18 protein-coding genes and 1 pseudogene are annotated in these 20,589 nt (G+C 64.7%); 8 read left to right on the top strand and 11 right to left on the bottom strand.

Going from position 1 to position 20,589, the window contains the following annotated elements:
* Positions 1-96 precede the first annotated feature (96 nt).
* Positions 97-1,326, top strand: coding sequence for an ABC transporter substrate-binding protein (locus JQ635_RS25085; protein WP_211412446.1), 1,230 nt, complete (start codon positions 97-99; stop codon positions 1,324-1,326).
* A gap of 193 nt (positions 1,327-1,519) precedes the next feature.
* Entirely contained in the window at positions 1,520-2,803 is a 1,284-nt protein-coding gene (locus tag JQ635_RS25080; RefSeq protein WP_211412445.1) for a glycerate kinase type-2 family protein, read from the top strand.
* Positions 2,804-2,930: 127 nt separating this feature from the next.
* Here the strand turns inward: JQ635_RS25080 and JQ635_RS25075 are convergent, their stop codons facing one another.
* Genes JQ635_RS25075 through JQ635_RS25045 form a run of 7 tightly spaced genes read right to left on the bottom strand, consistent with a single transcriptional unit; the run spans position 2,931 to position 10,335 of the window.
* Positions 2,931-3,455, bottom strand: coding sequence for an NADH-quinone oxidoreductase subunit B family protein (locus JQ635_RS25075; protein WP_211412444.1), 525 nt, complete (start codon positions 3,453-3,455; stop codon positions 2,931-2,933).
* Positions 3,456-3,458: 3 nt separating this feature from the next.
* Positions 3,459-4,967 carry an NADH-quinone oxidoreductase subunit C gene (locus JQ635_RS25070; RefSeq protein ID WP_211412443.1) on the bottom strand — a complete coding sequence of 503 codons (1,509 nt, stop codon included), beginning with the start codon at positions 4,965-4,967 and terminating at the stop codon, positions 3,459-3,461.
* Positions 4,968-4,970: 3 nt separating this feature from the next.
* The gene (locus JQ635_RS25065; RefSeq protein ID WP_211412442.1) at positions 4,971-6,410 is read right to left on the bottom strand and encodes a hydrogenase 4 subunit F; all 1,440 of its coding nucleotides are present in this window, start codon (positions 6,408-6,410) and stop codon (positions 4,971-4,973) included.
* Positions 6,407-7,069: a hydrogenase-4 component E gene (locus JQ635_RS25060; protein WP_211412441.1), complete on the bottom strand. Its 663-nt coding sequence runs from the start codon at positions 7,067-7,069 to the stop codon at positions 6,407-6,409. The genes JQ635_RS25065 and JQ635_RS25060 overlap by 4 nt, the downstream gene beginning before the upstream one ends.
* A gap of 2 nt (positions 7,070-7,071) precedes the next feature.
* Positions 7,072-8,028, bottom strand: coding sequence for a respiratory chain complex I subunit 1 family protein (locus JQ635_RS25055; protein WP_211412440.1), 957 nt, complete (start codon positions 8,026-8,028; stop codon positions 7,072-7,074).
* Entirely contained in the window at positions 8,025-10,031 is a 2,007-nt protein-coding gene (gene hyfB / locus JQ635_RS25050; RefSeq protein WP_211412439.1) for a hydrogenase 4 subunit B, read from the bottom strand. Before hyfB ends, JQ635_RS25055 begins: the two co-directional genes overlap by 4 nt.
* 34 nt (positions 10,032-10,065) lie before the next feature.
* Complete coding sequence (locus JQ635_RS25045; RefSeq protein ID WP_211412467.1) at positions 10,066-10,335, bottom strand: helix-turn-helix domain-containing protein; 270 nt, start codon at positions 10,333-10,335, stop codon at positions 10,066-10,068.
* 140 nt (positions 10,336-10,475) lie between these two features.
* On the opposite strand from JQ635_RS25045, the pseudogene JQ635_RS25040 reads away from it, so the two are divergent.
* Positions 10,476-10,650, top strand: a pseudogene (locus JQ635_RS25040) (MOFRL family protein); the annotation flags it as partial.
* Between the two features lie 285 nt (positions 10,651-10,935).
* Here the strand turns inward: JQ635_RS25040 and JQ635_RS25035 are convergent.
* Entirely contained in the window at positions 10,936-11,457 is a 522-nt protein-coding gene (locus JQ635_RS25035; RefSeq protein ID WP_211412438.1) for a MarR family winged helix-turn-helix transcriptional regulator, read from the bottom strand.
* Between the two features lie 177 nt (positions 11,458-11,634).
* On the opposite strand from JQ635_RS25035, the gene JQ635_RS25030 reads away from it, so the two are divergent.
* The 3 genes from JQ635_RS25030 to JQ635_RS25020 are packed head-to-tail and all read left to right on the top strand — an operon-like array spanning position 11,635 to position 15,180.
* On the top strand, positions 11,635-12,675 hold the full coding sequence (locus tag JQ635_RS25030; protein WP_211412437.1) for a branched-chain amino acid ABC transporter permease: 1,041 nt from the start codon (positions 11,635-11,637) through the stop codon (positions 12,673-12,675).
* Positions 12,676-12,682: 7 nt separating this feature from the next.
* On the top strand, positions 12,683-14,452 hold the full coding sequence (locus JQ635_RS25025) for a branched-chain amino acid ABC transporter ATP-binding protein/permease (protein WP_211412436.1): 1,770 nt from the start codon (positions 12,683-12,685) through the stop codon (positions 14,450-14,452).
* The gene (locus JQ635_RS25020) at positions 14,449-15,180 is read left to right on the top strand and encodes an ABC transporter ATP-binding protein (protein WP_211412435.1); all 732 of its coding nucleotides are present in this window, start codon (positions 14,449-14,451) and stop codon (positions 15,178-15,180) included. The genes JQ635_RS25025 and JQ635_RS25020 overlap by 4 nt, the downstream gene beginning before the upstream one ends.
* A gap of 177 nt (positions 15,181-15,357) precedes the next feature.
* Here JQ635_RS25020 and JQ635_RS25015 read toward each other — a convergent pair whose 3' ends face one another.
* Positions 15,358-15,987, bottom strand: coding sequence for a pyridoxamine 5'-phosphate oxidase family protein (locus tag JQ635_RS25015; protein WP_211412434.1), 630 nt, complete (start codon positions 15,985-15,987; stop codon positions 15,358-15,360).
* A gap of 122 nt (positions 15,988-16,109) precedes the next feature.
* Between JQ635_RS25015 and JQ635_RS25010 the strand changes: the two genes are divergently transcribed.
* Positions 16,110-16,994: a LysR family transcriptional regulator gene (locus JQ635_RS25010; protein WP_211412466.1), complete on the top strand. Its 885-nt coding sequence runs from the start codon at positions 16,110-16,112 to the stop codon at positions 16,992-16,994.
* A 185-nt stretch (positions 16,995-17,179) separates the two neighbouring features.
* Here JQ635_RS25010 and JQ635_RS25005 read toward each other — a convergent pair whose 3' ends face one another.
* Positions 17,180-17,599, bottom strand: coding sequence for a PaaI family thioesterase (locus JQ635_RS25005; RefSeq protein ID WP_211412433.1), 420 nt, complete (start codon positions 17,597-17,599; stop codon positions 17,180-17,182).
* 310 nt (positions 17,600-17,909) lie between these two features.
* A complete protein-coding gene (gene pobA, locus JQ635_RS25000) occupies positions 17,910-19,079 on the bottom strand; it encodes a 4-hydroxybenzoate 3-monooxygenase (protein ID WP_211412432.1) in 1,170 nt (389 codons plus the stop codon).
* A gap of 253 nt (positions 19,080-19,332) precedes the next feature.
* Between pobA and JQ635_RS24995 the strand changes: the two genes are divergently transcribed.
* Entirely contained in the window at positions 19,333-20,349 is a 1,017-nt protein-coding gene (locus tag JQ635_RS24995; protein WP_211412431.1) for a TRAP transporter substrate-binding protein, read from the top strand.
* The last annotated feature ends 240 nt before the right edge of the window (positions 20,350-20,589 follow it).

Below are 20,589 nucleotides of genomic sequence, written 5' to 3'. Positions count from 1 at the left end.
GCTTTCGGGCAAATCGTATTCAATCCCCGCCGCGCAGCCCAAGAAAATCAATCCAAGAAATTGACGCGCACACACCAAGAAAATAGGGAGATAGGAATGCCCGCTGTCACCGGCAAACTTGCGGCCGCGTCACTGGCGCTTGCGCTCATTGCGGCCTCGGCCTCCACTGCATCGGCCCAGAAGAAGTACGATACCGGCGCGACCGACACCGAGATCAAGATCGGCAACATCATGCCCTACAGCGGACCGGCTTCCGCCTACGGCGTGATCGGCAAGACGGAGGAAGCCTATTTCCGCATGGTCAATGCGGAAGGCGGCATCAACGGCCGCAAGATCAACTTCATCTCCTATGACGACGGCTATTCGCCGCCAAAGACGGTGGAGCAGGCGCGCAAGCTGGTCGAGAGCGACGAGGTGCTGTTGATCTTCAACTCGCTCGGCACGCCGCCGAATTCGGCGATCCACAAATACATGAATTCGAAGAAGGTGCCGCAACTGTTCGTCGCCACCGGCGCCACCAAGTGGAATGATCCGAAGGAGTTTTCCTGGACCATGGGCTGGCAGCCCAACTACCAGAGCGAATCCATCATCTACGCGAAATACATCCTGAAGAACAATCCGAACGCCAAGATTGCCGTCCTCTATCAGAACGACGATTACGGCAAGGACTATCTGAAAGGCTTCAAGGACGGGCTCGGCAGCAAGGCCGCCGCGATGATCGTCGCCGAGGAAAGCTATGAGGTCTCGGAGCCGACCATCGACTCTCACATCGTCAAGCTCAAGGCGACCGGCGCCGACGTGTTCTTCAACATCAGCACGCCGAAATTCGCGGCGCAGGCGATCAAGAAGAATGCCGAGATCGGCTGGAAGCCGCTGCACTTCCTCAACAACGTCTCGGCCCAGATCGGCAGCGTGATCAAGCCTGCCGGCTTCGAGAACGCGCAGGACATCATCTCGTCCATCTACCTCAAGGACCCCACTGATCCGCAATGGAAAGACGATGCCGCGGTCAAGGCCTGGAACGGATTCCTCGACAAATATTATCCAGAGGCCAATCGCGCCGACTTCAATGTGATGTACGCCTACATCGTGTCGCAAGGACTTGCACGCGTCTTGAAGGCGTGTGGTGACGACCTGACGCGCCAGAACGTCATGAAACAGGCGGCCAGCTTGAAGGACGTCGAACTCATCGGCCTGTTGCCGGGAGTCAAGATCAATACCAGTCCGAGCGACTTCGCTCCGATCTCGCAACTTCAGCTGATGCGCTTCAAGGGTGAGAGCTGGGAGCGCTTCGGGGACGTCATCAACGGCGATGTCAGCGGTTAGGCCGACATAAACAACGACGTATCAGCCCCCTGCGAGACGATCGCAGGGGGTTTTTGCTTGCCCGCCGATTATGATGACGCGATTGCACAATCGAATGATGGTAAAGTCTGCTTACGCTTTCGCGCCCGATGCGCTAGGCATGTGACCCGGCGCATTTGCCGCAAGCTTCTCCCGTCCGCCGAAGGCCTTCGTCATGACCGACCGACGTCCCCTGCTCCGCGCGCTCTACGACGCCGCCGTTGCCGCCGCCCATCCGAGCACAATCCTGGCGCCACATTTGCGCCCCGCACCCAGGGGACGCGTGATCTGCCTTGCCGCCGGCAAGGGGGCCGGCGCAATGGCCGCGGCGGCGGAACGGCATTATCTCGACACGCTCAAGCTCGCGCCGGAGCGGCTGGTCGGCATCGCCACCACGCGCCACGGCTATGGCGTGCCGACGCGCCGCATCCGCGTGGTCGAAGCCGGCCATCCCGTGCCCGACGAGGCCGGCCTCAAGGGCGCGGCCGACACGCTGGCGCTCGCGGGCGAGGCTGGCCCCGACGATCTGCTGCTGGTGCTGCTCACCGGCGGCGGCTCGGCGAACTGGATCGCGCCCGTGGACGGCATCAGCTTTGCGCAGAAGCAGGCGGTCAACAAGGCGCTGCTGCGCTCGGGCGCGCCGATCGGCGAGATGAACGTCGTCAGGAAACACCTGTCGCGCATCAAGGGCGGGCGGCTCGCGCGCGCCGGCAGGAACGCCGCCGAGATCGTCACGCTCGCGATCTCCGACGTGCCGCATGACGATCCCTCCGCGATCGCCTCCGGGCCCACCGTGCCGGATCCGACCACCCTGGCGGATGCGCGCGCGATCGTGGCGAAGTACAAGCTCAATATCGACGACGCCGTGCGCCGCGCGCTCGACGATCCCGCCAACGAAAGCGCCAAGCCTGATGATGCCGCCTTCGCGCGCGCCTCGTTCGAGCTGATCGCGCGACCCAAGCAATCGCTGGATGCCGCGGTGAAGCTCGCGCACGAGGCCGGCTACGAGACCATCGATCTCGGCGCCGATCTCGAGGGCGAGGCGCGCGAGGTCGCCGCCGATCACGCCAGGCTTGCGCTTGAGGCGCGCGCGCAAGGCAAGCGCATCGCGATCCTCTCCGGCGGCGAGCTCACGGTCACCGTCCGCGGCAATGGCCGCGGCGGGCCCAACCAGGAATACGCGCTGGCGCTCGCGGAGCTGCTCAAGGACACGCCCGACATCTCTGCGCTCGCCGGCGACACCGATGGCGCCGACGGCGGTGCCGGCCACCCGACCGACCCCGCCGGCGCGCTGATCGACGCTGCGACCTTCGCGAAGATGAAGGCGCTAGGGCTGCAGCCGCAGGCCTATCTCGACAACAACGATGCGACGACGTTCTTCGAGGCCACGGGGGATCTGCTGCAGCCGGGACCGACGCTGACGAACGTGAACGATATCAGGGTGATCCTGGTGGACTAAAGCATGATCCGGAAAAGTGCGAAACGGTTTTCCGGAAAGATCATGCGTAAACAACGACCTAAAGCGCGATGACGATTCATCCCAATCTCATCGCGCTTTAGGACTCGCCACCGCTGCTTGGCCCGGCTTACCGCTTGCCGCTGACGTGCTCCAGCAGCGCGAGCAGGCCCTTCAACAAGTCCGTCGGCGACGGCGGGCAGCCCTTGATGTGCAGATCCACCGGAACGGTCTCGGATACGCCGCCGACACAGGCGTAGCTGCCTCTGAAAATGCCGCCATCGATCGCACAGTCGCCGACCGCGACGACCCATTTCGGATCGGGCGTCGCGTTGTAGGTCCGCTCCAGCGCCTGTCGCATGTTCTTCGTCACGGGACCCGTGACCAGCAGCACGTCGGCATGGCGCGGCGAGGCGACGAAGCGCAGGCCGAAACGTTCGATGTCGTAGAAGGCGTTGGACAGCGCGTGGATCTCCAGTTCGCAGCCGTTGCACGACCCGGCGTCGACCTCGCGAATGGCAAGAGAACGTCCAAGCCGGGCCTGGGCGGCGCGATCGACTTTCGTGGCGAGCTCCGCCAGCGCCGAATCGTCCGGCGCCGGCGCGGGCTCCGTCAGCGAACCATGGGTGAGGCTTTCGAGCAGGGTCTTGCGCATGGGTTAGAGGTCCGCGCCCGAATAGGAACAGTTGAACGACTTATTGCAGAGCGGGAAGTCGGCGATGATGTTGCCCTCGATCGCGGTTTCCAGCAGCGGCCACTGGAACCACGACGCATCGCGCAGGTGGCAGCGTTCGACGCGCAACGCGCCATCGAGCCGCAGCCATACCAGGACGTCGCCACGGAAGGCCTCGGTGAGCGCCAGGCCTTCGCATCCGCCGCGCCCCGCCGGCGGTGTGTTCCTGATCTCGCCCGGCCCCATCAGGTCGAGGATCTGCCCGATCAGTTCGACGCTCTGCTCGACCTCGCGGATCCGGATCCAGACCCGCGCATTGACATCGCCGGCTTCCAGCACCGGCACCTCGAACGACAATTGATCGTAGGGCGCGTAAGCAAGCGTGCGGCGTGCATCGAAATCGCGGCCCGAGGCGCGGCCGACATGACCGCCGGCGCCGAACTGCCGCGCATAGTCCGCCTTCACGATACCCGTGGTGACGGTGCGATCCTGCAACGATGCGGTGTTGTCGTAGAGCTCGATCAGGCGCGGGAATACCTTCTTGATTTCCGCAAGCAGCGTTCGCAGCGCCGTGACACCATCCGGCGCGATGTCGCGCGCCACGCCACCGGGAACGACGACGTCCATCATCAGGCGATGGCCGAACGCAGCACCCGCAGCGCGCAGGGTCCGCTCGCGCAAAATGCCGGTCTGGGCGTGCATCAGCGCGAACGACGCATCGTTGCAGATCGCGCCGATGTCGCCGAAATGATTGGCGAGCCGTTCCAATTCCGCCATCAGTGCCCGCAAATACGTCGCGCGCCGCGGCACCTCGATGTCGAGCGCGGCTTCCGCCGCGCGGGCAAAGGCGAAGGCGTAGGCCACCGCGCTGTCGCCGGAGGTGCGGTTGGCAAGCTTCGCCGCGGCCTCGAGGCTCGCGCCCTGCATCAGCGACTCGATGCCCTTGTGGGTGTAGCCGAGCCACTGCTCCAGTCGCACCACATGCTCGCCATTGGCGGTGAAGCGGAAATGGCCGGGCTCGATGATCCCGGCATGGACCGGGCCGACCGCCACCTGGTGCAACCCCTCGCCCTCGGCCGGCAGGAACTGGTATGGCCGCGCGTCGCGCGATGCGTTGCGGCCGGAGAGCGGATAGGATTTGCCCCAGGCATAGTGATCGAGCCACGGCCGCAGATCGTCAGCAGCAGTCGGAACAAGCCCGAACAGATCATGTATGGTCCGCTCCAGCCGAAGCGCCGGCGGATGACGGCTGGCGACGCTTGGAAATGTGCCCGCCGCACACTCGTAGGTGACGACCGCTATCTCGGCCGAGCCTCCATCGAGCATCGCCATATGCACCGCGGTCGGCTCGCCCCAGAAGCCAAGCAGTGTGAGGCCTCCTTCGACCAGCCGATCGATCGCCGCCTGCCAGCCCGCCTCCGTCACGACCGCGCGCGGCCAGGGCCGGTGCGACAACACCGCATTGACATGGGGGATGCTGTCGAGGATGCCCATCGCTTACCCCAGGAGCTTCGCGACGTTCTGGAAGCCGGTGACCAGCCCCGGCGGCAGATAGATGCCGGCCATCAGTACCAATCCGAGGTGCGTGAACATCGGCACGTAGGAGGCTTCCGCGGGCGCGGTCTTGCCTTTGGGCTCGCCGAACATCACCGCGCCGACCCGCAAGAAAAGCCCGCCGAGCGCGATGATGATGCCGAGCACCAGGATCACCGTCAGCCAGGGCGCGCGGGCGAAAGTCGAGCTCACCACAAGAAACTCGCTCATGAAGATGCCGAGCGGCGGCAGCCCGACGATGGCGATGACGCCGAGCATCAGGCCCCAGCCGAGCACGGGATTGGTCACCGTGAGGCCGCCGATATCGGCGATCTTCTGTGTGCCCTTGACCTGCGCGATATGGCCGACCGCGAAGAAGATTGCCGACTTGGTCAGCGAATGCATGGTCATGTGCAACAGACCTGCGAAATTCGCGAGCGGCCCGCCCATGCCGAAGGCGAAGACGATGATGCCCATATGCTCGATCGAGGAATAGGCGAACATGCGCTTGATGTCGCGGCGGCGGTACAGCATCAGCGAAGCGAAGATCACCGAGATCAGGCCCATGGTCACCATCAGCGGACCCGGCGCGATCGCCTCGGTGTTGACCGCGAGCATCATCTTGAAGCGCAGGAGCGCATAGAGCGCGACATTGAGCAACAGACCGGACAGCACCGCCGAGATCGGCGTCGGCCCCTCCGCATGCGCATCCGGCAGCCAGGCGTGCAACGGTGCGAGACCGACCTTGGTGCCGTAGCCCAGCAAGAGGAAGACGAAGGCGACGTTGAGCAGCGCCGGATCGAACTGTGCGGCGTGTTTCACCAGCACCGTCCATACCATGCCGTCCAACCCCTCGCCCACCGCGGGGCGCGCCGCCATGTAAACCAGGATCGTGCCGAACAGCGCGAGCGCGATTCCGACGCTACCGAGGATGAAATATTTCCAGGCGGCTTCCAGCGCCTCATGGGTGCGGTAGATGCCGACCATCAGCACGGTCGTCAGCGTCGCCATCTCGACTGCCACCCACATCAGGCCGATATTGTTGGCGACGAGCGCGAGGTTCATCGCGAACATCAGCATCTGGTACATCGCGTGATAGAAACGCAGGAAGGCCGGCGTCAGCCGCCCGATCTCGATCTCGTGGTGGATGTAGCTCGCGCTGAACACCGATGTCGTGAAGCCGACGAAGGTCGTCAGCACGATGAAAACCTTGTTGAGGTCGTCAAGCAGCAGATATTGCCCCGACGTCGGCTCGACCACAAACAGTGACAGCGAGGTGAGGAAGGTCGCGAGCGCTGCAACGACGTTGAGCTTCGCCGTCAGCAGGTAGCCGGGCAGGATCGCGAGCAGCGCGGCGGAGATGACCGGGATCAGCAGGATCGCACCGAGCGTATCGATCGTCATCGACGCTCTCCCCTGAAGCGATCGAGCGCCTGCACGTCCACGCTGTCAAAACGCTCGCGAATGCGGAACAGGAAGATGCCGATCACGATGAAGGCGATCAGCACCGAGAAAGCGACGCTGATTTCGACAACCAGCGGCATGCCCTTGGCGCCGGTCGCCGCCAGCACCAGCCCGTTCTCCAGCGACATGAAACCGACCACCTGGCTCACGGCGTTGCGCCGGGTTACCATGATCAGGAGCCCGAGCAGCACCACCGACAGTGAGAAGGCAAGGTCTTCGCGCGCCAGCGCGTCGGCGCCCGGGGTCACGCGCAGCATCACCACCATCGACAGCGCGACGAGGCCGATGCCGGCCATCATGGTCAGGCCCACGCCGATCACGTTCTCGATCTCGCGGTGGATGCCGAGGCGTCGGATGATCCGGTGCAGCGCCACCGGAATGATGATGGCCTTGAAGACCAGAGCGATCAGCGCCGTGACGTAGAGATGTGGCGCGTGCTGCACATAGGCCTGCCACGCCACCGACAGCGCCAGCACGCCGGCATGCAGCGCATAGACATTGAGCAGCGCATAGAGCCGATCTTGATAGAGCATCATGAAGCTCGCGAGCACCAGGGAGCCGGCGAGCAGATGGGCGATGTCGAATTGCAGGCTGCTCATCGCTAGAGGCTCCCGGACACGAAGCGCAACAGGGTGGCAAGCAGCGCCAACATCAGCGCCGCGCCCAGGAACTCGGGGATCCTGAATACCCGCATCTTGGCGATCGACGTCTCGAACACGGCGAGCAGAAAGCCAAGGACCACCAGCTTGCCGAAATAGACCAGCGCGCCGTAAACGAGCCTCGCAGCGCTCGCGTCCGCGGTCGCCATGCTCCATGGCAGGAACACGCAGGCGATCAGCGAGACATAGAGCAGGAGCTTGAGCTGCGACGACAGATCGATCAGCGCGAGATGCCGCCCCGAATATTCCAGCACCATGGCCTCATGCACCATGGTGAGCTCGAGATGGGTGGCGGGGTTATCGACGGGGATACGGGCATTCTCCGCCAGCGCCATGATGGTCAGGGCCACGAACGCCATGCCCAGCGACACACGCAGACCGACCGCGTCCGAGCCCATGAATTCGGCGACGTTGGAGAGCTGGGTCGAGCCTGCGATCATTGCGACGGAGAAGACGGTGATCAGCATCGCAGGCTCGGCGAGCGAGGCGATCATCACCTCGCGACTGGAGCCGATGCCGCCGAAGGCGGTGCCGACGTCCATGCCGGCGAGCGCCTGGAAGAAACGCGCGCTGCCGAGCAGTGCGATGATGGCGATGAGGTCGGCGGTCCAGGAGAACAGGAGCCCGTTGCCGAAAGTCGGCACCAACGAGGCCGCGACCCAGGTTCCCGCGAACATCAGATAGGGAATGACGCGGAACAGCCAGGAGGCGTTGTCCGCGAGCACGACGTCCTTGCGCATCAGGCGGATGAGATCGCGATAGGGCTGCAAGAGCGGCGGACCGCGCCGACGTAACAGCCGCGCCTTCACCTTGCGGACGAAGCCGGTTAGCAATGGCGCAAGCAGCAGCACGAGGCACATCTGAACGCCTTGCGAGAGGATGTCGCGAAGCGCGGTCATAGCGCCACCACCAGGAGCAGCACGATCAACGCGGCGAAGACCAGGGTCAGATAGCGGCGGATGGTGAAGAATTGCAGCATATTGATGCGCTCGGTCGCAACGCCGATCACCTTGGCGATCGGCGCGTAGAGCGCATCCCAGATCAGGTCGCGCATGTCGACGGTGAGCCGGGCCGGCGAAGGCGACAGGGGCGGCGGCATCTCGCCGATCTCGCGCGCAGCGAAGATCACGCTGCCGAACACGCGGCGGATCGGCTGAGAGAAGCTGGAGGCCGAGTACTGGATCGTGGGGCTCGGATCCGGATAGCCGCAATCCCAGGCCGGGGCGCGACGCAAGCGATCGGACGCCAGGCGATGAATGGCGGAGGCTGCGGCCATGCCGCTGAGCGCCGCGAACAGAAATACCAGGAGGCCGTTATAGGAGCTGCGGCTCTCCGCGATCGGCACGATGGTCAGCCAGTCCAGTCCGGTCTGGTACGGCATGACGTTGCCGACCATGGCCTTGCTCACCGGCGCGAGCGCGTCGATGAAGAGGCCGGGCAGGATGCCGGCGACTAGGCAGAGAACGGCTAGCGCGAACATCGCGGCGAGCGAGAAGCGATCCGTTTCGTGCGCGGATGCGGCGACATCCGAACGGGGACGGCCGAGGAAGCTGATGCCGTAGAGTTTGACGAAACACGCTGCGGCGAAAGCAGCGGCGAGCGCCAGCAGTCCGCCGACCGCCGGGATGATCAGCTTCAATCCCCAGTTCGGCAGTTGCGGTGAGAGCAGGATCGCCTGGAAGGTCAGCCACTCCGAAACGAAGCCGTTGAACGGCGGCAATGCCGAGATCGCGACGCAGCCGACCAGTACCGCGAACGCCGTCTTCGGCATGCGATGGATCAGCCCGCCGAGCTTCTCCATGTCGCGCTCGCCGGTTGCTCCCAGCACCGCACCGGCGCCGAAGAACAACAGGCTTTTGAACAGCGCATGATTGAAGACGTGCAGCATCGCCGCGGTGAAAGCGAGCGCCGCCACCCAGTCGAGCCCTTCCGCCTTGAAAGCCAGCGCCAGCCCGAGGCCGGTGAAGATGATACCGATATTCTCAATCGTTGAATAGGCGAGCACGCGCTTGATGTCGCGCTGCATCAGCGCATAGAGCACGCCCAGCGTCGCCGTCGGGCCGCCGACCAGCAGCACGACCATGCTCCACCACCACACCGGTTCGGGCAGAAGATCAAAGACGATGCGCACGAAACCGTAGACGGCGACCTTGGTCATGACGCCACTCATGAGGCCGGAGACGTGGCTGGGTGCGGCGGGATGGGCAAGCGGCAGCCAGGCGTGCAGCGGCACCAGGCCAGCCTTGGAGCCGGCGCCCAGCAGCACGAGGATCACAACCATGCCGGTCAGCGCAGCGGAAGGATGCGAGGCCCGGATTGCATCGAAGTCGTAACCGGCACCGCTTGCGAGCAGGCCGAAGGCGAGCAGCAGCGCCAGCGTGCCGAAACTTGCCATCAGAAGATAGACATAGCCGGCGCGGACATTCTCGGCCTCCCGGTGATGCGACACGACCATCGCCCAGGAGGTCAGCGACATGAATTCCCAGGCGACCAGGAAGCTGAAGGCATCGTTTGCGAGCACGACGACATTCATCGCTGCGAGATAGGCGGGATAGAACGGTAGCACGCGGCCGGGGGAGTCCTCGTGCTGGCCGTAACCGAGCGCGAACAGACTCGCAGCGACGCCGCCGAGATTAACGACGACGAGGAAGAAGGCGGACAGTGCATCGAGCCGGAAATGGGCACCGAGCCAGGGCAGTCCGATCGGCAGTGTCACGCTCGGCGCCAGATGAGGGAAATAGAGCAGATCGGTCAGCGCCGTGACACATAGCGTCGATGTGGCGATCAGGCATCCGCCGTAAAGGATGAGCGAGCCACGCGGGCGCGTCGACAGCACGACTCCCGCAGGCGCCAGCGCCAGCAGAACCGCCACTGACCATAGCGCCACGGCGATCATGGCCACTCCTCGATCATGATCTGCGCACGCGTCGCCATCGCTATTGGTCGCCTGCGCTCGGGGGTGGGGACTTCAGCCGCACACCGCGGCCCCCGGCACTCGACGCCGCCCCCTCGGCGATCAGCTCGATGCCGGCAACCGACAGCGCCTCGACCAGCTTCACCAGGGAATCGACGTTGCCGCGGATCACCCCTTCGGAGGCCTCCATGCGCTGGATCGTCGGCAGAGACAGCGAGCAGCGCTGCGCGAGTTCGCGCTGGTCGATCCTGAGCAAGGCACGGGCGGCTCGAAGCTGCGCGGCGGTGATCACGGGCAGGACATCCCTGGCAGTTGCGGTGATCAATCAACCAAGCTTAGGGCGCACATAATGACGTTTCAAGCATCATTTTCTATATGCGACGCATCATTCCGTTCGACGTCTTCGGAACTCACGCCCTCCGGGGCGCGTGTGGCGCGCTGATCGATGCTGCGACCTTCGCGAAGATGAAGGCGCAAGGGCTGCAGCCGCAGGCCTATCTCGACAACAACGACGCGACGACGTTCCTTCGAGGCCACACGCGATCTGCTGCAGCCCGGCGCGACGCTGACGAACGTGAATGATATCAGGGTGATTTTGGTGGATTGAGGCGTCTGCCCCACGCTCCGCTGCGTTCCCTCCCCCCTTGCGGGGGAGGGCTAGGGAGAGGGGTGCCACACGGCACGCTCTCTCGACGGAGTCCGCATCACGAGTCCGCTGTTGCTGATAGTGTGGAATATATCGCACGCCATTTGCTGGGCCACCCCTCTCCCCCGCCCTCCCCCGCAAGGGGGGAGGGAGCGCAGTGTGCCATGGGGGGAGAGCTCAAGACTTCGCAGACGTGCGACTTCAGCTCCGCGCGGCCGACCCTCCCCCTCCAGGAGAGGATCCGCCTCAAAACTCGTTGGCGATCTTCGAGAGCATCCCGATCAGCGCTTCGCGGTTGGCCTGGCCGAGCAGATCGTTCAGCCGCGCCTCGTGCTTGGTGGCGACGAGCTTCTTGGCCCGCGCCAGCACCGCCTTGCCCTTGTCGGTCAGGACCAGGATGTGCGATCGGCGGTCGTTGGTGGAGCGGATCCGCGCGCAAAGGTCGCGGCTCTCGAGATTGTCGAGCATGGCCACGAAGTTCGGCCTGAGGATGCCGAGGGTGGAGGCGATCTCGGTCTGGTTACGGCCGGGGTTCTTCTCGACCAGCAGCAGCACCGAGAACTGCGCCGGCGTCAGCTGGAGCGAGGCCATGCAGCGCAAGAAGTTCTCGAACACCTTGAGCTGTGCCCGTTTCAGGACATAGCCGAGCTGCTCGGAAAGCTCGCCGAGCTGGAGGGCTTCCGCCTGCGGCTCGCCCGCGTCCTTGCGGCCCTTGGCCGCGTCGGCAGGCTTTTCTGAAGACTTTTCAGCGGTTTTGGAAACGGTCATCGCCTCGTGCTCGTAATCCCGCTAAATTCAGGACGGGTCGTTCCCCGCCCTTGAAGTTATATTTGATAATTGTTATGGACCATATCAAATATCGTCAGCGTATTTCAATGGCTGTGTGGGGACCATCCACCGCAATTGCGGAGGCCGGTCCCCAATCTTGAGGGGGAGCGTCCGGTCTTGAACACCACTATCATGCTGTTCCTGGTGCAGGACGGCATCACCAATGGCGCAATTTACGCGCTGCTCGGCCTGGCGCTGGTGCTGGTGTTCGCCGTCACCCGCGTCATCCTCATTCCCCAGGGCGAATTCGTCACCTATGGCGCGCTGACCTACGCCTCGCTGGCCGCGGGCCAGATGCCGGGCACGGCGAAGCTCGCGCTGGCACTCGGCATCGGCGCCTTCGCCTTCGACCTGTTCGTGGCGCGCAAGGCGCTGCATGGGCGGCTGGTCGTCCGCAGCTTCATCACCAACATCGTGCTGCCTTCCATCGTGCTGGCGCTGACCATCTATTTCGCCGCGCAGAAGCCGCCGGTGGCGGTCTGCATCGCGCTATCGCTGGTGATCGTGGCGATGATCGGCCTCTATCTCTATCGCATTGCCTTCCAGCCGTTGGCCCACACCTCCGTGCTGGTGCTGCTGATCGCATCGGTCGGCGTTCACCTTGCGCTGCAGGGCCTCGGCCTGTTGTTCTTCGGCGCCGAAGGCCAGCGCGGACCTGCCGTGTTGTCGGGCGCGTTCACCGCGGGCTCGCTGCGCTTCACCGGCCAGAGCCTCACCGTCTACGGCATCACCATCGCCTTCATAGTCGGGCTCTGGCTGTTCTTCGGCCTGACGCTCTACGGCAAGGCGCTGCGCGCAACCGCCGTGAATCGGCTGGGCGCGCGGCTTGCCGGCATCCGCACCACGCTGTCGGGGCAGATTGCCTTCCTGCTGGCCTCCGTCATCGGCGCGCTGTCGGGCATCATGATCGTGCCGATCACGACGCTCTACTATGACTCGGGCTTCCTGATCGGCCTGAAGGGCTTCGTCGCTGCGATCATCGGCGGGCTCGTCAGCTACCCCCTCACCGCCGTCGCGGCGCTGGTCGTCGGCATCGTCGAGGCGTTCTCGTCCTTCTATGCCTCCAACTACAAGGAGGTGATCGTCTTCATGCTGCTGATCCCCGTGCTGCTGCTGCGCTCGCTCGCTGCGCCCGCCGTCGAAGAAGAGAAGGACTGAGGCCAAGATGCAGAGCCGGCTTCCCATCCTCGTCTTCGCACTTGTCATGGCGGCGATTCCATTCGTCCCGGGCATGCCGCCGTTCTGGATCGTGCTGCTCGACAATATCGGCCTTGCGGCGCTGGTCGCGATGGGCCTCGTGCTGCTGACCGGCGTCGGCGGCCTCACCTCGTTCGGGCAGGCGGCCTTCGTCGGCTTCGGTGCCTACACCACCGCAGTGCTGTCGACGGCCTACGGCCTGTCGCCCTGGCTGACGCTGCCGCTGTCGCTCGTGGTCAGCGGATCGCTGGCAGTGCTGCTCGGGCTGATCACGGTCCGCCTGTCGGGCCACTATCTGCCGCTCGGCACGCTCGCCTGGGGGCTTGGCCTGTTCTACCTCTTCAGCAAGCTGGAATTCCTGGGGCGCAACGACGGCATCTCGGCGATCCCGCCGCTGTCGATCGGCACGTTCAGGATGCTCTCGCCCGGCTCGATCTATTACGCGATCTGGGTTGCCGTGATCCTCTCGGCGCTGCTGACGATGAACCTGCTGGACTCCCGCACCGGCCGCGCCATCCGCGCGCTCCGCCGCGGCCATGTCGCGGCGGAAGCGTTCGGCGTGCACACGCCGCGCGCCAAGCTCTTGGTGTTCATCCATGCCGCGGTGCTGGCCGGCCTCTCCGGCTGGCTCTACGCGCATCTGCAGCGCGCGGTGAACCCGACGCCGTTCGGTGCGCAGGCCGGCATCGAATATCTCTTCATCGCGGTGGTCGGCGGCGCCGGCTATGTCTGGGGCGGCGTGCTGGGCGCGGCGATCGTCGTGGTGCTGAAAGAGGTGCTGCAGAGCTATCTGCCGCTGATCCTGCCCGGCTCCGGCCAGGTCGAGACCATCGTGTTCGGCATCATGCTGGTGGCGCTGCTGCAGCTCGCCCCCGGCGGCCTCTGGCCCTGGCTGATGTCCTTCCTGCCCGAGCGGACCAGCGGCAAGAAACCGGACACCTCGCTGAAGCTGGAGCAGCGCACCCGCGCGCCCGCCGAGGCCGGCGTGCTGCTCCAGGTCGAAAAGGCGAGAAAACAATTCGGCGGCGTGGTCGCGGTCAACAACGTCTCCTTCGAGGTCCAGGCCAAGGAGATCGTCGCGCTGATCGGTCCGAACGGCGCCGGCAAGAGCACCACCTTCAACCTGATCACCGGCGTGCTGTCGGCCACATCAGGCTCGATCTCGGTGCTCGGCAACAAGGTCGACAAGGCGCCGCCGCAGGAGATCGTCAAGCTCGGCATCAGCAGGACCTTCCAGCACGTCAAGCTGGTCCCTGACATGACCGTGCTGGAGAACGTCGCGATCGGCGCGCATCTGCGCGGCCATTCGGGCCCGATCGCCTCGATGCTGCGGCTCGACCGCGCCGATGAGGCAAAGCTGCTTGCCGAGGCCGCCCGCCAGATCGAGCGCGTCGGCCTCGCCGATCAGATGCACCAGCTTGCTGGCAGTCTCTCTCTCGGCCAGCAGCGCATCGTCGAGATCGCCCGCGCGCTCTGCGTCGATCCGATGCTGCTGCTGCTCGACGAGCCGGCCGCGGGCCTGCGCCACATGGAGAAGCAGCGCCTCGCCGCACTGCTCCGCGAGCTGCGCGACGGCGGAATGTCCGTCCTTTTGGTCGAGCACGACATGGGCTTTGTGATGAACCTCGCCGACCGCATCGTGGTGCTGGATTTCGGTACCAAGATCGCGGAAGGCACGCCCGCCACGATCAAGACCAATCCCGAAGTGATCAAGGCCTATCTCGGAGTGGCGGCATGAGCGCGCTGTTGTCCGTCACCGATGCCCATGTCGCCTATGGCAAGGTCGAGGCCGTGCGCTCGGTCTCGCTCGAGGTCGGCGCCAACCAGATCGTCACCATCGTCGGCGCCAACGGCGCCGGCAAGACCACGCTGCTCTCGGCCATCATGGGCATCCTGCCGCTGAAGGGCCGCGTCGCCTTTGCCGGCCAGGATCTCGCCCGGCTCGACATCGAGGATCGCGTCGCGATGGGGCTTGGCCTCGTTCCCGAGCACCGTGAATTGTTCGTGACCATGAATGTCGAGGACAATCTCGAACTCGGCGCCTTCCGCATCGAGCGGAGCCGGGCAAAAGCCTCGATCGAGCGCATCTACACGCTGTTTCCGCGGCTCAAGGAGCGCCGCAAGCAGCTCGCCGGCACGCTCTCCGGCGGCGAGCAGCAGATGCTCGCGATGGGCCGCGCCCTGATGGGCGAGCCGAAACTGCTGATGCTGGACGAGCCGAGCCTCGGCCTCGCCCCGATCATCGTCGCCGACATTTTCCGCATTGTCACCGAGCTGCGCGCCGCCGGCGTGTCGGTGCTGCTGGTCGAGCAGAACGCGCAGGCCGCGCTGAAGATCGCGGACCAGGCCTATGTGATGGAGCTCGGCGAGTTCGTGCTCAGCGGCAAGGCCAGCGATGTCGCCGCGAATGAGCGCGTCGCGGCCAGCTATCTCGGCTTCCAGCACGAAGGGGCGAGTGTATTGTGACTCTTACCCTCCCCTGGAGGGGGAGGGTCGCTTCGCATGGAGCGAAGCGAAATGCGAAGCGGGGTGGGGTGACGGTCTCTCCCCGCGCACAGTGCCCGTGTTGAGAGATCACCCCACCCCGCTCGCGCTTCGCGCGATCGACCCTCCTCCTCCAGGGGAGGGTAAACGAGCGGCGCATTACGATGCTCCCGCCGCCTTCTCCCCCTTCAACGCCGCGATCTCCGCTTCCAGCTCCGCAATCCGCTGATCCCTCGCCGCCAGCGCGGCCGCGACATCGCCCGCGTCGAACTTCTGCGGAATGTGCTGCGGGCAGTTAGTGTCCCACGCCGCGATCTTGAACAGGATGACCTGCTCCGGCCGCGCGCGGTACCCCTTCGGCATCAGCGACGTCGTCAACGCCTCGTCATCCTCGACGACGTGCGCCTCGCCCCAGATCTTGACCCGGCGGCGATGGGCGTAGTCCATCACGAAGATGTAGGCCTTAGGGTTCTCCGAGAGATTACCCTGGGTGATGAACTGCTGGTTGCCGGCATAGTCGGCGAAGGCGAGGGTCTGCTTGTCCAGCACCTTGAGAAAGCCCTTGGGCCCGCCGCGGTGCTGGATGTAGGGCTGGCCGTCGGCCGAGGTGGTGGCGAAGTAGAAGCTGTTGGCGTCAGCGAGGAACGCGGCGAGATTCTCGTCGACCTCGGTGCGCCAGCCGCGCTGCTCGCTGCGCGCATAGGCCTCACGCGAACCCTTGCGCGCCTGGATCGCCTTCACCGCGGGCGAGAAGGCCACGTCGCTGGCATAGGTATGGGCGGCTGTCATCGGAACATCTCCTGAAATTCCGGCGCATTCCTGCGTCTGTCGCACTCCAAAATGGCCCCTTCGTCGTTTAAAACAATCGACCGCCTTGACACTTCATCATTGCGATATATGCAATAATGGCCATGGACCGCCTCGAAGCCATGCACGTCTTCGTCACCGTCGCCGATTTGCGCGGCTTTGCGCCGGCGGCGCGAAAGCTGCGGCTGTCGCCCTCGGCGGTGACGCGCTTGATCGCGGCGCTGGAGGAGCATCTCGGCGTGCGGCTGCTGCAGCGGACCACGCGGCAGGTGAGATTGACCGACGTCGGCACGCGCTATCTGGAGCGCGCGCGGCGCATCCTCGCCGATGTCGAGGAGGCCGACGGCTCCGCGCGGGAGGAGCGCAACCGGCCGAGCGGACGCCTCGTGGTGTCGGCCCCCGTCGGCTTCGGCCGGCTGCATGTCGGGCCGGTCATGACCGCCTATCTCCAGCGCTACCCGGAAGTAGCCGCCGAGCTCAGATTGTCGGACAACCTCGTCAATCTCGTGGAAGACGCCGTCGACGCGGCGGTGCGGATCGGCCATCTCGCCGATTCCTCGCTGGTGGCGCGCCAGGTCGGCGAGATGCGACGGATCGTGGTGGCCGCGCCCGGCTATTTGAAGCGTCATGGCGAGCCGAAGACGCCGGAAGCGTTACGCGCACATCAGGCCATCCAGTTCGGCCCGTCGGCCGGCTGGCACTTCGTGCAGGACGGCCGCGACATCGAGGTCACGCCGACCCCGCGCTTCACCAGCAACAGCGCCGATGCCGCCCTGCAATACGCCGAGGCCGGCGGCGGCGTGACGCGGGTGCTGGCCTATCAGGCCGCCGAGGGGCTGAAGCGCGGGCGCCTGAAAATCCTGCTGGCGAGATACGAGCAGCCGGCGCTGCCGATCCATATCGTCTACCCGACCTCGCGCCTGCTCTCGGCCAAGGTACGCGCGTTCATCGATCTCGTGGTGGAGACGGCGGAGTGGCGGTTCGGGTGATGACTCGTGTCCCGGACGCGGTGCGTCCGGAGCACGAATGCGAAGTGTGCCGCACCGCTATCTCCACGTCATTGCGAGCGTAGCGAAGCAATCCAGAATCTTTCCCCGGTGGCAGTCTGGATTGCTTCGCTGCGCTCGCAATGACGGAGCAAGAGGTCACATCGCGGCCCACCTCACGAGCGGCTCTACCCCTTCTTCGGCACCACGCGAAACGTCCCGCTCGCCCGCGCGATCACGGCGTCGTCGGCCCTCACCAGGCACTGCGCGAAACAGATCGTCTTGCCGGTCTTGATCACGTCACTCTCGATCGAACACCACCGGCCGATCTCCGCGGAGCCGACGAAATCGACCGAGAGCGAGACCGTCACGAACGACGTGGTCCAGCCCGTCGCCTGCGCGCAGCTGTAGCCCATGGCATTGTCCGCGAGTGCGGCGATGAGGCCGCCATGGATGAGGCCGCGGCCGTTGGTGTGCGGTTTTGCCAGCCGCAGGCCGATGATGACGGCCTTGTCGGTCTTCTTTGAGTAAAGCGGCTCCCAGGGCTCGGTGAGAGGGCTCTTGCGAAGGAGCGGCTCGAAGCCGTCGGGGATGTCGGCGGAGGTCATGGCTGTCTCGCGTATGTGTGGCTGCCGCCATTGAACGCGATGTGGATGACGGTTTCACCGCCTACAAAGTTTTAAACGGGATTTGCGCGGGTGTTTGAAATGGGCACCCCCGTCATTGCGAGGAGCCCTTGCGACGAAGCAATCCAGAATCTTTCCGCGGATACAATCTGGATTGCTTCGCTGCGCTCGCAATGACGATGTGGAGAAATCCCGTAGGGTGGGCAAAGCGAAGCGTGCCCACGAGCTTTCGCGATTATAGGAAGATCGTGGGCACGGCGCTTTGCGCCTTTGCCCACCCTACGGCACCGTGTCAGAACGGCAGCCCCACGTAATTCTCCGACAGCGACGTCATTGCGGCCTGCGACTGCGTGACGTAGTCGAGCTCGGCGAGCTGGATGCGGGCGCCGATGGTGCCGGTGTCGGGGAATTTGTGCAGCATCGAGGTCATCCACCAGGAGAAGCGCACGGCTTTCCAGACGCGGGCCAGCGCCCTGGCGGAATAGGCATCGATGCCGGCGTTCGATTTCTCGTCGTAGAATTCGCGCAGCGCACTCGACAGATAATGCGCATCGCTGGCGGCGAGGTTCAGTCCCTTCGCGCCGGTCGGCGGCACGATGTGGGCGGCGTCGCCGCACAGGAACATCTTGCCGAAGCGCATCGGCTCCGCGACGAAGCTGCGCAAGGGGGCGATGCTCTTCTCGATCGACGGTCCCGTGACGAGGCTGTCGGCGGCTTCCTGGTCGAGCCGGCTTTTCAGCTCGTCCCAGAAGCGATCGTCCGGCCATTGGTCGACATGGTCGTCGAGCGAGCACTGCACGTAGTGCCGGCTGCGCTTCATCGAGCGCATGGTGCAGAGCGCAAAGCCTCTCGCGTGGTTGGAGTAGATCAGCTCGTGGCTGACCGGCGGCGTCTCGGACAAAATGCCGAGCCAGCCGAACGGATAAACCCGCTCGAACTCCTCGATCGCCGTATCAGGCACGCTGGCGCGGCTGACACCGTGGAAGCCGTCGCAGCCGGCGATGAAATCGCAATCGAGCGTGTGGGTCACGCCGTCCTTCACATAGGTTACGCGCGGGTGACTGCCGTCGAAATCATGCGGCTGCACGTCCCTCGCCTCGTAGACCGACACGAGGCCAGCAGCCTTGCGCGCATTCATCAGGTCGAGCGTGACCTCGGTCTGGCCGTAGATCATCACCGTCTTGCCGGTCGCAGCCTTCATGTCGATGCGGTGGCGGCGGCCGGAAAAGGCGAGCTCGATGCCTTCATGCACCAGGCCTTCGGCATGCGCCCGCGTGCCGGCGCCGACCTGATCGAGCAGAGCGACGGTTCCCTCCTCCAGGAGGCCGGCGCGGATGCGTCCCAGCACATAGTCCGGGCTCTGCCGCTCCAGGATGACATTGTCGATGCCGTATCGATGCAGCAGTTGCCCAAGCAACAATCCAGCCGGCCCGGCCCCGATGATTGCGACTTTTGTCCGCAATACTTGCTCCTCCCGATTCTGTAGGGTGCGGCGCGGACGCGCTTGTCGCGCCGATCCGCAGACGATAATTATATCATATAATTGTTGGGCAAAAGAGGAGAGCGCGTCGCGCTAGCAGCGACAAATCCATGCAACATGGCTGACATAGATGTCGCGCCAGTTCCGGCTTGAACGCGCCCGCCAATTATATAACATGTTAAATAATGAGCCCGGGCCATCGAAGCCCGGCTTTGAAAAGAGGGAGAGACGCGTGATGAGAAAGGCCTGTCTGGCTTTGCTGCTGGCAGCAAGCGTGAGCCCTGCGCTGGCGCAGGACAAGACCTTCGACCTGAAGGTCTCGCACTGGGTGCCGGCCTCGCACCCGCTGCAGAAATCCCTGGAAGACTGGGTGGCCGCGGTGAACAAGGATTCCGGCGGCACCATCACAGGCAAGGTGTTTCCGGCCCAGCAGCTCGGCAAGGCCTTCGACCATTACGACATGGCGCGCGACGGCATCGCCGACGTCACCTATGTCAATCCCGGCTACCAGCCCGGCCGCTTCCCGATCGTCGGCGCCGGCGAATTGCCGTTCCTGATCTCGGACGCCAAGGGCGGCTCGATGGGGCTCGATGCCTGGTACCGCAAATATGCCGAGAAGGAGATGAAGGACGTCAAATACTGCCTGGCCTTCGTCCACTCGCCCTCCTCCTTCCACTCCAAGACCAAGAAAATCGCCATGCCGGAGGACGTGAAGGGGCTGAAGATCCGCCCGGCGCACGCCACCATGGCGAACTTCGTCACCTCGCTCGGCGGCACCAATGTGCAGTCGTCGGCACCGGAAGTGCGCGACATCATCGAGCGCGGCGTCGCCGACGGCGTCACCTTCCCCTGGGGCTCCCTGGTGCTGTTCGGCATCGACAAGGTGACCAAGTACGACATGGAGGCGCCGCTCTACACCACGACCTTCGTGTTCGTGATCAACAAGGACAAGTACAATTCGATGTCCGACAAGCAGAAGGCCGCGATCGACAAGAACTGCACGGTCGAGATGGCCGGCGCGGTCGGCGAGCACTGGGGCAAGTTCGAGGATGCCGGCATCGACAAGATCAAGGCGGAATCCGGCCACGAGGTCTACAAGCTCTCACCCGAGCAGACTGCCGCCTGGAAGAAGGCGGCCGAGCCGCTGGTCAAGACCTGGGGTGACGGCGCCAAGAAGGCCGGCGCCGATCCCGATGCGGCGCTTGGCGAGCTGAAGGCCTCGCTGAAGAAGTACAACGCGCTGGCGGAGTAGCTTCGCGTCGGAAGGAGCACGGCGGCGAGGGGCATTTCGCCGCCGTTGTTCTGCCAGTGTGCTGTTAGGAGCGCACGACGCTTCCTCCCCCTCTCCCCGCTTGCGGGGAGAGGGTCGGGGTGAGGGGGAGTCTCCGCGGGGGCGGTGACAGCCGGACTCGCGGAGAGTCCCCCTCACCCGCCACGCTTCGCGTGTCGGCCTCTCCCCGCAAGCGGGGAGAGGCGACGAGCGCGCCGGGTC

Source organism: Bradyrhizobium iriomotense (genome assembly GCF_018130765.1).
Classification (GTDB): domain Bacteria; phylum Pseudomonadota; class Alphaproteobacteria; order Rhizobiales; family Xanthobacteraceae; genus Bradyrhizobium; species Bradyrhizobium iriomotense_A.
Note: the sequence above shows the minus strand (reverse complement) of the source record. Positions and strands in the feature narration are given on the sequence as shown.

Bases quoted from the DNA above. Each gene is read 5' to 3' on its own strand.
- JQ635_RS25025 (WP_211412436.1), top strand. From the start codon at position 12,683: ATGCAGAGCCGGCTTCCCATCCTCGTCTTCGCACTTGTCATGGCGGCG.
- JQ635_RS25080 (WP_211412445.1), top strand. From the start codon at position 1,520: ATGACCGACCGACGTCCCCTGCTCCGCGCGCTCTACGACGCCGCCGTT.
- JQ635_RS25070 (WP_211412443.1), bottom strand. From the start codon at position 4,967: ATGGGCATCCTCGACAGCATCCCCCATGTCAATGCGGTGTTGTCGCAC.
- JQ635_RS24995 (WP_211412431.1), top strand. From the start codon at position 19,333: ATGAGAAAGGCCTGTCTGGCTTTGCTGCTGGCAGCAAGCGTGAGCCCT.
- JQ635_RS25005 (WP_211412433.1), bottom strand. From the start codon at position 17,599: ATGACCTCCGCCGACATCCCCGACGGCTTCGAGCCGCTCCTTCGCAAG.
- JQ635_RS25035 (WP_211412438.1), bottom strand. From the start codon at position 11,457: ATGACCGTTTCCAAAACCGCTGAAAAGTCTTCAGAAAAGCCTGCCGAC.
- JQ635_RS25085 (WP_211412446.1), top strand. From the start codon at position 97: ATGCCCGCTGTCACCGGCAAACTTGCGGCCGCGTCACTGGCGCTTGCG.
- JQ635_RS25075 (WP_211412444.1), bottom strand. From the start codon at position 3,455: ATGCGCAAGACCCTGCTCGAAAGCCTCACCCATGGTTCGCTGACGGAG.
- JQ635_RS25015 (WP_211412434.1), bottom strand. From the start codon at position 15,987: ATGACAGCCGCCCATACCTATGCCAGCGACGTGGCCTTCTCGCCCGCG.
- JQ635_RS25065 (WP_211412442.1), bottom strand. From the start codon at position 6,410: ATGACGATCGATACGCTCGGTGCGATCCTGCTGATCCCGGTCATCTCC.
- JQ635_RS25010 (WP_211412466.1), top strand. From the start codon at position 16,110: ATGGACCGCCTCGAAGCCATGCACGTCTTCGTCACCGTCGCCGATTTG.
- JQ635_RS25020 (WP_211412435.1), top strand. From the start codon at position 14,449: ATGAGCGCGCTGTTGTCCGTCACCGATGCCCATGTCGCCTATGGCAAG.
- JQ635_RS25055 (WP_211412440.1), bottom strand. From the start codon at position 8,028: ATGACCGCGCTTCGCGACATCCTCTCGCAAGGCGTTCAGATGTGCCTC.
- JQ635_RS25060 (WP_211412441.1), bottom strand. From the start codon at position 7,069: ATGAGCAGCCTGCAATTCGACATCGCCCATCTGCTCGCCGGCTCCCTG.